The sequence below is a fragment of the Seramator thermalis genome (genome assembly GCF_004138125.1).
In the GTDB taxonomy this organism is placed as follows: Bacteria; Bacteroidota; Bacteroidia; order Bacteroidales; family Dysgonomonadaceae; genus Seramator; species Seramator thermalis.
In genome coordinates, this window is the sequence record NZ_RXHS01000011.1 from 35,318 (window position 1) to 48,893 (window position 13,576).

The 13,576-nt window shown below is 44.7% G+C and carries 7 protein-coding genes and 1 pseudogene; 7 read left to right on the top strand and 1 reads right to left on the bottom strand.

What is annotated here, in order from left to right:
• The first annotated feature begins 11 nt into the window (after positions 1 to 11).
• Positions 12 to 1,589, top strand: coding sequence for a peptide chain release factor 3 (locus EJN84_RS09085; RefSeq protein ID WP_129595129.1), 1,578 nt, complete (start codon positions 12 to 14; stop codon positions 1,587 to 1,589).
• A 377-nt stretch (positions 1,590 to 1,966) separates the two neighbouring features.
• Here EJN84_RS09085 and EJN84_RS09090 read toward each other — a convergent pair.
• A pseudogene (locus EJN84_RS09090) lies at positions 1,967 to 3,072 on the bottom strand (IS4 family transposase).
• Between the two features lie 163 nt (positions 3,073 to 3,235).
• On the opposite strand from EJN84_RS09090, the gene EJN84_RS09095 reads away from it, so the two are divergent.
• The 6 genes from EJN84_RS09095 (at position 3,236) to EJN84_RS09120 (ending at position 13,549) form a co-directional block, all read left to right on the top strand.
• The gene (locus EJN84_RS09095; RefSeq protein ID WP_129595130.1) at positions 3,236 to 3,799 is read left to right on the top strand and encodes an RNA polymerase sigma-70 factor; all 564 of its coding nucleotides are present in this window, start codon (positions 3,236 to 3,238) and stop codon (positions 3,797 to 3,799) included.
• 68 nt (positions 3,800 to 3,867) lie between these two features.
• On the top strand, positions 3,868 to 4,836 hold the full coding sequence (locus tag EJN84_RS09100) for a FecR family protein (protein ID WP_129595131.1): 969 nt from the start codon (positions 3,868 to 3,870) through the stop codon (positions 4,834 to 4,836).
• A gap of 216 nt (positions 4,837 to 5,052) precedes the next feature.
• On the top strand, positions 5,053 to 8,451 hold the full coding sequence (locus EJN84_RS09105; RefSeq protein WP_238943988.1) for a SusC/RagA family TonB-linked outer membrane protein: 3,399 nt from the start codon (positions 5,053 to 5,055) through the stop codon (positions 8,449 to 8,451).
• A 34-nt stretch (positions 8,452 to 8,485) separates the two neighbouring features.
• Complete coding sequence (locus EJN84_RS09110) at positions 8,486 to 10,021, top strand: SusD/RagB family nutrient-binding outer membrane lipoprotein (protein WP_129595132.1); 1,536 nt, start codon at positions 8,486 to 8,488, stop codon at positions 10,019 to 10,021.
• Between the two features lie 59 nt (positions 10,022 to 10,080).
• Positions 10,081 to 10,908, top strand: coding sequence for a glycoside hydrolase family 16 protein (locus EJN84_RS09115; RefSeq protein WP_129595133.1), 828 nt, complete (start codon positions 10,081 to 10,083; stop codon positions 10,906 to 10,908).
• 943 nt (positions 10,909 to 11,851) lie between these two features.
• Positions 11,852 to 13,549, top strand: a complete 1,698-nt coding sequence (locus tag EJN84_RS09120) for a transposase (RefSeq protein ID WP_238943989.1) — start codon at positions 11,852 to 11,854, stop codon at positions 13,547 to 13,549.
• Positions 13,550 to 13,576 lie beyond the last annotated feature (27 nt).

The window sequence follows — 13,576 nt, forward strand, 5'->3', positions numbered from 1 at the left end:
CAAATATTATAATGACATTAAAAGAAGAAATACAACGCCGGCGCACGTTTGCCATCATTAGCCATCCCGATGCGGGAAAAACCACACTTACCGAAAAATTGTTGTTGTTTGGTGGAGCCATTCATGTGGCAGGAGCGGTAAAATCGAATAAAATACGAAAAACCGCCACATCAGACTGGATGGAAATAGAAAAACAACGCGGAATTTCGGTCGCCACCTCAGTCATGGGGTTCGAATACGAAGGTTACAAAATCAATATCCTCGACACTCCCGGTCACCAGGATTTTGCCGAAGATACCTATCGGACGCTCACGGCTGTCGATAGCGTGATTATTGTGGTGGACGCGGCCAAAGGAGTGGAGGCCCAAACCCGCAAACTGATGGAAGTTTGTCGGATGCGGCATACGCCGGTGATGATTTTTGTAAACAAGATGGATCGCGAGGGAAAGGATCCCTTCGATATTCTCGACGAATTGGAACAGGAACTGCAGATAGCGGTGCGACCTTTGAGTTGGCCTATTGACATGGGTGAGCGTTTTCGTGGCGTGTATAATATGTATCGCGATAGTCTCGACTTGTACAAACCGAGCAAACAGGTGGTCACCGAGTCGGTGCATGTGGAACTGCAATCGTCGGGACTCGAAAAACATATTGGCGACAGCCTTTCGAAAAAACTGCGAGACGATGTAGAACTCATCACACAGGTTTATCCCGTTTTCGATCGTGAAGCGTATTTGGCAGGGCATTTAGCACCGGTATTTTTTGGTTCCGCGCTCAACAATTTCGGTGTGAAGGAATTGCTGGATTGCTTCGTCGAGATAGCGCCCTCACCACGTCCCGTACAGGCCGAAGAACGCATCGTCGATCCTTACGAAGAAAATTTCACCGGTTTTGTTTTCAAGATCCATGCCAATATGGATCCCAACCACCGTTCGTGCATTGCTTTTGTGAAAGTATGTTCCGGAAAGTTTGAGCGCAATGTCAATTACCGGCACGTTCGATTCAATCGCATGATGAAGTTTTCGGCCCCCACGGCCTTTATGGCACAGAAAAAGGAAGTGCTTGACGAGGCGTATGCGGGCGATATTGTAGGCCTGCCCGACAATGGCGGAACTTTTAAAATTGGTGATACGCTCACTTCGGGTGAAGAGTTACACTTCAAGGGTTTACCCAGTTTTTCGCCCGAAATGTTCAAGTATATCGAAAATGCCGATCCCATGAAATCAAAACAACTGAACAAGGGTATCGAGCAGCTGATGGACGAAGGTGTCGCCCAATTGTTTACCCATCAGTTCAATGGCCGCAAAATCATCGGGACGGTAGGTCAGTTGCAGTTCGAGGTAATTCAATATCGTTTGTTGCACGAATACAACGCCCAGTGTCGCTGGGAGCCGATCAACCTCTACAAAGCCTGCTGGATAGAGAGTGACGACCTCGCCCAGTTAGAAGATTTCAAACGTCGAAAATATCAATATATGGCTTACGACCGGCAGGGTAGGGATGTCTTTCTGGCCGAATCGAGTTATATTCTGATGATGGCACAGCAAGATTTCAAAAACATTCGTTTCCATTTCAGCTCGGAATATTGAGATTTAAAATATTCCTCCAATAATCGATTATTTTCCTTTGTGGCTTTGCCCCAAACCCCACATACTTTTTTGCCTTGATGCAAAAAAGTATGCAAAAAAGATCAAGACTGCATCTCCTCATCGACCCGACAGCTGCTTGTTCGCTAAAAGACAAATAACTCGCCGCCTTGCGGCGGCTCAAACAGCTTGTCTTTTGCCCGAGGGCACGCTCTCTGCGCAGATCGGGTGCCCCGATGATGAGATGAGGTCGGGAAAATAACGGAGAATGGCTAATGAGGAAGGACTGAAAGAGGCAAGCTCGATATTGGTTACCCGCAATATTTCACATGGAACCCAAAAACCAAAAAACATCGATTGTTTTGTTTAACTGTTTTTTTCTAAGTACATGACAAAAATTTAAAGACATCGATATTTGATTGAAAACCAGCATTTAAAAGCACTGTTGCGATAAAGTTAAGACCATATTTGAAATAACTTTTTGCCATTCTACCGTTGTTTAGAATTCTGACAGGCTTACGATTTTCATGTAAATAAATCCCGACTAAATAAGCCCGGCAAAAAGCAATTGTTACTATAGCGACGAGTTTTTCAATTCTTTCAATATCGGTTAAATGAGTGTCTTCTAAATTGAATCCACTTGTTTTCATTGCCCTAAATGCAGTTTCAATTTGCCGGCGTTCTTTATATATTTTTTGCGCAATTTCAGGTTTACAAAATGAAACGATTATCTGAAATTCCGGTTTACCTTCTTTGTTTTTTATTTTTGAAGCAGACAAGTAACACAACTGATTATGAATGTTATAAATCGAATGTAAGAATCTTGTTTCATTCAATTTTAAATCACTAAAGAGCCATGTTGCCTTAAACCGTTTTCCGGTTTTTGGATTCGTAACCCGGAAGTTATCCCGAATACGAATGTGATATTCAATGCGGTTAAAATTCAGATAGTCAATCCAATGTTCACCAACGAATTCACGGTCTGCCACTAAGTATTGAATGGTTTGTTTCCCAAACAATCGAATATAATGATTCACGATTTCAATTCTCTCTTTTGTATGAGAGTTACCTCGTTTAGGCATTAGTTTGAATATAATGGGAAAGGCAACCCCTTTATATACAATGGCCAAGAGCAAAATATTGATATTTGTTTCTCCAAACTTCCGGTTCGTTCTGTCGATAGCAATCAGTACGGTGGATCATGCGGTAGAAGTGCAAAAATCAATTTGGCAATCAAGTCTTTGTCAAGCTTGTAATCCGCCATAAAACGCTGTATTCGTCGCAATGAAGAGTTGCTGTCGCAGCTATTTTCGAAACCACAGGCGAGCTTTTCAAAACAAACGACTTGAACCTTACAAAGGGCGCAAATAAACAGGCTAATAAACTTTATTCGGGCTAAGTTTAAACTTTTACCGAAGTGTTCAACCAAAACTGAGGTTAAATCACTACTTTTGTACGAGACCTTGGAATCTTTTGTTTTCGTTATAACCAATTGTTAGTCAGCTATAAAGATACAAAATTTCAAGGTCTTTACCAAATAAAATGATAATTATTTTATTGATTATCAAATAATTATATCGCTATATAATTTTTGTCATGTACTAAATGTTTTTTTACTTATTTTTGTATCGAATAAAAAAAATATTTTGATGCAAAACAATCCGAAAGATAGTGCCAACTTTGAGGATATATATGTTTCCTTTTATCCCCGATTAAAGCGTTTTGCACAGGAATATGTTGTTAATGAGGAAGATGCAGAGAATATTGTCCAGGATGCCTTTATGGATCTATGGACAAAAAGAGAATTTCTTTCGAGTCAAATCAATTTAACGGCTTATCTGTTCACAAATATTAAAAACCGGTGCATCGACTTCCATCGACATCGAATAGTGGTGCTGAATGCAACTCATGCCATGCAGGAAGAATTTGAGTTGGCCATGCAAATGAAATTGCAGTCGTTAGAGGCTCTTGACGAACAAATTATATCCGACGCCAATATCGAAACAATTATCGACAATGCCATTCAATCGCTTCCCGAAAGGTGCCGTCAGATATTCGTCATGAATAAAATAGAAGGGAAAAAACAGAAATTAATTGCCGAAGAATTGAATATTTCTCTCAATACCGTTGAAAACCAGATGTCTATTGCCTACCGGAAGCTCAGGGAAATCCTTAAGGATTATCTCCCCATATTGTTTTTTCTATTGATTTAAATCATTTTTTTTAAAATTCTTTGGTGGTTTTTCTACGGTCATTCGTTATAACTATATAAAGGACAAAAATGGACGACCGAATACTGAAATATTTTCTCGGCGAACTCGATGAATCGGAACGTTTGCAATTGTTGAAACTGATCGGAGGAGACGAATCATTGAAGAACGAGTTTGTAGAAATGCAAAATCTTTTTGCGTTGACACAGCTTTCGGCACACCCCGGAGATGACGAAACGGCAAAAGAAAGTTTCCGGATATTTACCCGCCGTTTGCAAGCCAAACAGCGAAAGTTATTTCTTATAAAAATCGGGAAAATTGCAGCTGTTGCACTTGCACTGATTGTTTCTACCGTTTTCGCTACGCTCTATTTTGCAGAAAACTCTACTCGGAATACAGCCTTCAACACCCTATATGTGCCTGCCGGGCAAAGGGCACAAATCACGCTGCAGGATGGTACGACAGTATGGCTCAATGCCAAATCTACCTTGAGATATCCTTCTCGTTTTGCAGGCAAAGAACGTCAGGTAACCCTAACGGGGGAGGCGTACTTTGATGTTGCCAAAAACCCTCGAAAACCTTTCCTGGTTTCGACACAAAACATCCGATTGAAAGTGCTGGGGACTCAATTCAATGTAAGAGATTATCCAAATGACGATCGCTCGAAGATTTCACTTCTTGAAGGTTCGGTCGAGGTCGATCGGGGTAACAAGGGAACGCTCGTGTTGAGACCCGGCGACGAAGCCACGATAGATGGAGAAAATATTTCGGTGTCAGAGATTGTCAATCCCAATTATTTTCTGTGGAAAGACGGTATTTACAGTTTCGACAACGAAAGCTTGCTCGAAATTCTCCAAAAATTGCAACTCTATTACGACGTTACCATCAAAGTGGAAGATCCTGAAATATTTAACGTGAGATATACCGGTAAATTCCGTCAGAGCGACGGTATTGACGAGATTTTACACATCATCCGAAAAATACATCATTTCGACATAAAAAAAGACCCGGAAAATCATATCCTAACATTAAGCAAATAAATTTATCAATCCATTAAAAAATAACATGTCTATGAGAAAAAAACGTCCATGAAAGCAAAAAAGAGGCGACAAGTGCGCCAACACTCGTCGCCCCGGTAAAGCAAACACCTAATCAACTTTAGTATTCACTTTTAACTTTACAAAGATATGAAATTTAAATTTCTAAGAATACCTTATTTAATAAAAAATGAGGCCGTCGCCGGCATAATAAGAATCATGAAAATCTCTTTTATTTTTCTTTTTATTTTCTCGTTTCAGTTGCTGGCTCTGAATACAAAAGCCCAGGACGCGGTTATCGAATTGAAAACGAATTCGATGACCGTGGGTCAACTCATCAATGAAATTGAAAAACAAACCGACTATTTGGTGGTTTACAGCAATCGCGAAGTAGATGCCAACCGAAAGGTGGATGTTCAACGCAAGTCGGACAAAGTATCGGCGTATCTCAATGAAGCTTTTGCGGGCACCGACATCGGTTACGATTTTGAGAACAACTACATCGTGCTGATGAAAAAAACCAACCGAAATGCCTCCACTGTTGCCGAAATGATTCGTTCTGCCCAACAGCCAGGCAAAACGATAACGGGAAAAGTTGTGGATGTCAATGGCGAACCGATTATCGGAGCCAACATCATTGAAGTCGGCACCACCAACGGCACCGTCACCGATTACAACGGTAATTTCTCGCTGAGTGTAAACCGGAACGCAACCCTAAAAATAACCTATCTGGGCTATGCGGATGTGATCCTCAATACAGCCGGGAGAAATTCTTTCGAGGTGGTAATGGAGGAAAACACGGAGATGCTGAGCGAAGTGGTCGTCACGGCTCTGGGCATCAAGAGAGAAGAGAAAGCACTGGGCTATTCCGTTCAATCGGTTGAGGGTGACGGACTGCAGACAGTGAAAGGTGTGGATGTAGGCACCTCTCTCTCAGGGAAGGTGGCTGGTCTGCTGGTACGGAACAGCACTGAATTTACCGAGGCACCCTCTATTCAGATCCGCGGGGAGGAACCGCTGCTGGTGATCGATGGTGTACCCTATGCCAACATGACATTGCGCGATATCCCTTCGGATGATGTGGAGAGCCTCAGTGTGCTGAAGGGTGCCACCGCTTCTGCCCTCTACGGGTACCGAGGGTCCAGTGGTGCGATTATGGTGACCACCAAAAAGGGATTATCGGCCAAAGGTCTCTCTGTTTCTGTCAATTCAGGAACGATGTTTGCCGCCGGTTACCTGGCCATACCGGAGATGCAGTCGAGTTTTGGCCGCGTCGTACGAAAGAATGCAGAGGGTAACCTGGAATATGTACGCTCGGGTGATGGATCCTGGGGTGTACCTCTGGATGGTAGGGAGATCATCCAATGGGATCCTGTTTCCAAATCGATGCAGCCAATGCCCTATCTTCCCATCGGAAAGGATAATTTTCAAAATTTCCTGGAAACAGGTTACATCCTCAACAACAACGTGAATATTGCACAGCAGGGCGAGTTCGGGAGTTTTCGCACTTCTGTCACATGGGTGAACAACAAGGGACAATATCCCAATTCCAAATATGACAAACTGACGTTTGGGTTGGGTGGCGACATGAAATTCGACAAATTACTATTATCCGCCTCCATGACCTATAATAAACAGACCACCCCCAATATCGGCTTCAGGGGATATACGGGCTATGATCCCATGTATTCACTGCTGATATGGTCTGCTCCCGACTGGGATCTGAGACAATACCGGGACTACTGGGTCATTCCCAACGAAGTGCAGAACAGCAGCTATACCTCCACCAACAACAACCCCTACTTCGACCGTTATGAGAGAACACACAGTCAGAACAGGGACATCTTTAACGGGTCGGTTTCCATTGACTATAACTTTACCGACTGGCTGAAGGCTACAGCACGTAGCGGTTTCGACATCTACAGCGACAGACAGGATATCACCGTCTCCAAAGGTTCCTTCCAGGGTGCCGGAAGCGCGACTGTACTGAATGGTGGCACAGAGGTATGGGGTGAATCGCAGAGAGGCTCCTACAATATCGGATTGGGACGGGGATACAGCTTGAACAACGATTTCATACTGTCCGTGAACAAAACATTCGGCGATCTTCGCATGGAAAGTTTCGTGGGAGGTACCATCTACTACCGACAGGACGATGGAATGGAAGCACGTACTCAGGGCGGACTGACCATCCCGGCTTTCTATTCCCTGAAGGCATCGGTGAACCCGGCAGCCGTCAGGTCGGTGATGTTCAAGCAACAGGTAAACAGTTTGTATGGCAGACTAGGCTTTTCCTGGAAAAGCCTGCTGTATGCAGAAGCCACCTTCCGTAACGACTGGAGCTCCACCCTTCCAGAATCCACCCGTTCCTATCTCTATCCCTCTGTTTCGGGCAGCTTTATTGTATCGGAATTACTGCCTGCATACGACTGGCTTTCACTGTGGAAGTTAAGGGGTTCCTGGACGTCGTCCAAAACACCCGCCAGTATTTATTCGATCAACTCGGTCTATACCATCACATCGAATGCATGGGGTGATTTAAGCTCAGCATCCTATCCATCCACCATCAAGGGAAGTGATGTGCTGCCCGAGTCGGCATCCACTTTTGAGGTGGGTACAGCCATCAATGTACTCAAGAATAGGGCATCGCTGGATGTTTCTTACTACGAGAAAAGAATGTACGACTTCCTCAAATTGGCCCCTATCAGTCCTGCTTCCGGGTACTATAACAATTATGTAAACATTGATGAAGAAATTACCCGTAAAGGTGTCGAAATAACAGCAGCCGGCACACCGGTGAAATCCAGGGATTGGCAATGGGATCTTGCCCTGAACTGGTCAAAATATGCCCGTTACTATACACAGCTCGACTCTGTTTATTCAACCGATAAACCTTGGGTAGCCGTAGGAAAGAGAGTGGATCATTACATTCTGAACGATTATCAGAAAGATCCGGAAGGAAACATCATTCATAATAATGGATTACCTCTCTACTCACCATACACTTCATTGTTTGGCTATGCCGACCCCGACTGGTTGTGGGGAATAAACAGTTCTTTACGTTTCAGAGACTTCACCTTTGGCATTTCACTCGACGGACGGGTAGGTGGTATTGCGCAGACAACCACAGAGATGTACATGTGGAGAGCCGGTTCACATCCCAATTCGGTCGTGCCCGAAAGGTTCCTCGATGCCAACAATCCCGGTTCACGGAACTATACTGGTGAAGGAGTCAAAGTAGTCTCCGGTGAGGCTACGTATGATACCTACGGTAACATCACCAGCGATAACAGGACCTACGCACCCAATGATGTGGCCGTAACCTATCAGACCTACATCAACAACCTGCACAAGGGAACAGCCTGGGGTGGTTCACCTTCTCCACTGGATGCCTACTCGACCACCTTCTTCAAGGTGCGAGAGGTCTCACTCACCTACAACCTGCCGGAAAGTCTGAGCAGCAGGTTCAAAGCCAGGAGCGCTTCCATATCGGCGGTGGGACAGAATGTATTTTTATGGGCCAGGCAGTTCAAGTACTCCGATCCGGATGGTGGTTATGAGAACTTTAGTGATCCCTCCATCCGTTACTTGGGATTCAATGTAAAAGTTGTATTTTAATCATCGGTCAAACAGGTTTATAATAACAACAGATATGAAAAAAATAAACAAATATTTATACCGTGCGGGATTATCGCTTCTATCGCTCTTCCTGCTTTTGGGTTGCAACAATTTTGAAGAGATCAATACCAATCCCGATGACACGACAACGGTCAGCGCTTCGCTTCTGGCAACCAATGTGATACTGCGTTATACAAAATTTGCCGGCAGAGACGGCAAGTCTCTGATCGCAGACAATGCCCTGCCCAAATATGTTGGATACGCCAATGAAGGCCAGTTGGACCAGCAATACAACAAAATCGGGAGCGGTTATTTTGATGCAATGACGATTCTGCCCAATATTCAGAAAATGATTGAATATGCCGAAGGCGGAGTGATGGAAGACTCTTATCGGGGTGTGGGAGCGTTTGCCAAGGCATACACCTTTTACACGCTCACCATGAAAATGGGAGATATCCCCTATAGTGAAGCCGGACTGGGTGCCGATGGTATTTATAAGGTGAAGTACGACACACAGGAACAGGTGTTGAAAGGTGTGCTGGATGAACTTCAGGCAGCCGATCAGTATTTTGCCAATGGAAGGACATTTGACGGCGATCCCACCCCCTACAAGGGCGACCCTGTGAAGTGGCGAAAGGCGGTCAACGCATTTGCACTAAAAGTGTTGATGACGGTCAGTAAAAAAGAGACGATTGGAGGCATCAATCTAAAGACACGGTTTGCAGAGATCGTTTCTGCCGGCCATATCATGGATGCTTCCACGGGCTACTATGGTCTGATGTATTCTTCGAAAAACAGACATCCTCTTTCCGGCACGAACGACCTGTTCACCAGCAGAACGATTCTCAGTTCTCTTCTCGTCAACCAATTAAAATCACTCAACGACCGGCGGCTCTTCTATTACGGGGAACCGGCAGGGGCCAAAATAGCTGAAGGATTGTCACCTTCTGACACCGCTGCTTATGTGGGTGTGGATGTGGACATTGAATATGCTGTGATGAATTCGGGACACAGCAACAACCTCTACTCGCTGCTCAACAAAAGATATTTGCAGCAGGAGGCTTGCGAACCGCTGAGAGTGGTCACTTTTGCCGAACAACAGTTGATAATGGCTGAGGCAGTATTGAAAGGATGGATTACCGGTGACGCCAAAGCTTATTATGAGTCCGGTGTGAAAGCGGCACTGACCGATGTCATGACGCAGGCAACGGCAAGCTACGCCCATGAGATGCCGGTCACCACGGATTACATTGCCGGTTATTTCACCGGTGAAGCCGCCTTCAAAACCACAGCCGCCGAGCAGCTGAAACAGATCTGGATGCAGCGCTACATCCTTCAGTTCATGCAGGATGCAGAAACAAGTTTTTTCGAATACAGAAGGAACACGTATCCCGTGTTTCCGATTAATCCGACAACCAGTCTCAATGAGAACAACAGGAACGGTATCCCGATGCGCTGGTTGTATCCGGGAGCAGAATCAAACTACAACAGGGAGAATCTGGAAGAGGCACTGAATCGTCAGTACGACGGTTACGATGAGATCAATAAAATAATGTGGGTATTAAAATAAACGCATCAATTCGTATCGCTTGTTGCCGCCATGGCAACAAGCGATGTAAAGACAAACCTATGAGAAATAAATTATGCCTGTTTATCCTGCTGGTCATTGGCATCACCAGCTGCAAGAAAGGTGATTCGTATGAGACGATTACGACCCCAACGGGAACGTGGCAACTGGTGTGGGACGAAGAATTCGACTACACCGGACTTCCCGATACCACCCGGTGGAGCTACGACACGGAGGGGAACAGCTGGGGCTGGGGCAACAACGAAGCTCAGTATTATACGGCCGGTGACTCTGCCAACGCCTATGTCAATAATGGGTTACTAACCATTACCGCCCGTATCGACAGCATGGGAGGTAAGCGATATACATCAGCCAGGCTGATCACCAAAGAGAAAGGAGACTGGCTCTACGGCCGTTTTGAAATAAGGGCCAAGCTCCCCACAGGATTAGGGACGTGGCCGGCTATATGGATGCTCTCCACCGATTGGGAATACGGTGGCTGGCCTGCCAGCGGTGAAATAGACATCATGGAAAATGTGGGTTATGACCCCGACACCATTATAGGCTCAGCACATACCCAAAGCTACAACCATGTGCAGGGGACACAGAAAAATGCAAAGATATACGTCCCCACCTCCTACACTGATTTTCACCTCTATGCACTCGAATGGGAAGCGGATGCGTATCGTGTTTATGTGGATGACAACCTCTATTTCACTTTCGAAAATGAAGGCACCGGATTTGCCGAATGGCCATTCGACAAGAGATTCCATCTCTTGCTAAACCTGGCCATCGGAGGCAATTGGGGCGGACAGAAAGGTATCGATGATTCATTGTTCCCGCATCGTTTTCAGATTGACTACGTAAGGGTGTATCAAAAAATGAATTAGCAGTACAACATACCGGTTATCCATAATCAAAAGCAGGCTGCAAGGATACTGGGCCTGCTTTTTGTTTGCCCTGCATGCAAATCAATCTTGCAGCTTGCAAGAGAGCTGTGCCGCCTCACTGGAGGGAAGGCAATACGAAGTCAAGGGCGTTGCCGGCAACGGCAGGGTTTGAAGGAAGGCTTAGTAAGTACTGTGAACATAGCGAAAGCGAACCGATTTTGGCGGTCAGCCGCAGAAACAAGTTGAGAGACAAGAATCTGTTAAGAGGGTGGAGGTGGCAGATGAGCTCGTAGTAGTGATAAAGTCCGTTCCGGAGAAGCCGTAGTAATATGGTGGAGGGGAAAACACGGACGATCTTGCACAAGATTGGCGCAACAATGGTTGCAGGGACTGCTCACACTCAAAAAGTGCCGGCAGATGCGAAGGGGTGAAGTTAAACCAAAGATGGGGACATTTTATTGCTGAGTGGAGGTTTAAGCAAAGACAATGCAGGTTGCAATACCGGCAGGAATTTGCACAAAGAAGTTGTGACGAGCATGCTTCATTGCGAATCCGTGCGAGTGTTCAGTATCGGAGTTTTTTTTCCGGCAGATTGCCACAGGCTAGAAACACCGGAAAAGCTTTGAGAACAAAGAACCGGCCACCACCAACAGAATATCATGTTCTCCACTGCAAAGGAGGTAGAAAGTAACTACCGACACATTGCATCAGTACTATAATGCTGTACTGAATAAGTGATAAATATCATAAGATCGTTTACATGCTAATTGGCATTTCATATCATAAGATCGTTTACGTTTTAATGGATGAGTCCACTTTAAAAAGTCGATGACTTTAATTTTGTTGTTTTTAATTCTGTTTTTTGTTGATAAAACGCGCTTAAAATCTATTGTTATCAGACAAAAAAAATCGTATATTGTATCCCGTTAAAGATCAAGAAATCATGTTCAAGAAGACACCGGAAAATCCGCAATTTGACTTGTTTTCCACGCCTTCCACCCAAATGAGAAAGCGTGAAGCAAAAAAGTATGATGATCCCCACGGATGGCATAACCTGTTTTATGCAAATGTGACCTCCAAGATAGACGAAACCGTTTTTTCTCCTCTGTTCAAAGAGGGTAACATGGGCGCTCCAAACGCTTCCATACGGGTGATTATCGCCATGTCCATTATCAAGGAAGGCTTCGGCTGCAGTGATGAAGAGCTGTTTGAAAAATGTCAATTCGATCTGCTGGTGCGCAAAGCTTTGGGCCTTTTCTCCCTGAGTGATGTCGTGCCCTCTATCGATACCTATTATTTACTGAGAAGACGCATTTGCGAATACGAAAACCGACAGGGCGTCAACCTGATGGAAAAGAGCTTCGAACAGCTCACCGGAGACCAACTGTCCCGTTTCAAGATATCCGGTAAATCGGTGCGTATGGACAGTAAGCTCATTGGCAGCAACATCGCCGGGTATTCGCGTTTCGAGATTATTCACAATACTTTTCGTCAGTTTATCAAAGCTCTTGGCGAGAGCGGACTGCTTCTTTTGAACCCCAAGCTCAGAAAACAGGTCCTTCTTTTTTTGGAAGAAGATGCCGGGGAAATGATATACCGTCTAAACAGTGAAACCATAGGTGAGAAAATCTCTTCCCTTGGCCAGCTCATTTATCAGGTTCTAAAACGCCTTTCAGAAACCACTCCCGGCTACGACCTTCTTCACCGTGTCTTCCATGAACAATATGAAGTCGTCAAGGGACAAGTCATTCTTCGACCCAAGGAAGATATCGCGGCCAAAAGCGTTCAAAACCACAATGACCCCGATGCCGATTATCGGGAAAAAGGAGGGCAAAAGGTAAAGGGTTACAGTGTGAACATCACCGAGACCTGTGATGATACGGATGAACAGAAAGACAAACCCAACCTGATCGTAAACGTTCAGGTGAAAGGGGCAAGTGCGGCCGACAACGACTACCTAAAGGAAGCCGTTACCCATATCCGGGAGAAGGTAAGCTCCGATAATACAATAGAGAAAGTCTATGCCGATGGAGCATACCAATCGAAGGATAACAGGGAGTTTGCCGAGAAGAATTCGATTGAACTTATAACGAGCGGATTACAGGGAAGGCAATCCAAATACGATCTGGAAATGAAGGATGAAGAACTGGTTGTCACCCATATCGAAACCGGAGAGATTATCCCTGCATACAAGACGGGAGATAAATGGAGGATTGCCACCGAGGGTAAGAGCAAGTACCGGTATTTTACCGACGAACAAATAGCAATAGCCGAACTAAGGCGCAAACTGACCTCCATTCCTAAGGAGGAACAGAACAAAAGAAACAACGTGGAGGCAACCATCTTTCAGTATTGTTTTCATACGAGGAACAACAAAACACGATACAGAGGCTTACTCAAACATAAATTGTTTACTTTCGCCCGATGTTTATGGATAAATCATGTCCGTCTTGTGAATTATCTGATAACAACAGGTCAAAGAGCGCATGAAAATGGTTTGATGACCCATTTTCGCTATATAAAGAGCTCCATTATGGAGAAACTTTTCTTCTTTATTGTTTTTTTACTTCCTCGTTCAATAAAAACCGGAAATAAAAAATCAAAGAACTTATTTTTTAAACTTCAAATTACCACTATTTAAAGTGGACTCATACTTTAAATAAAAAAT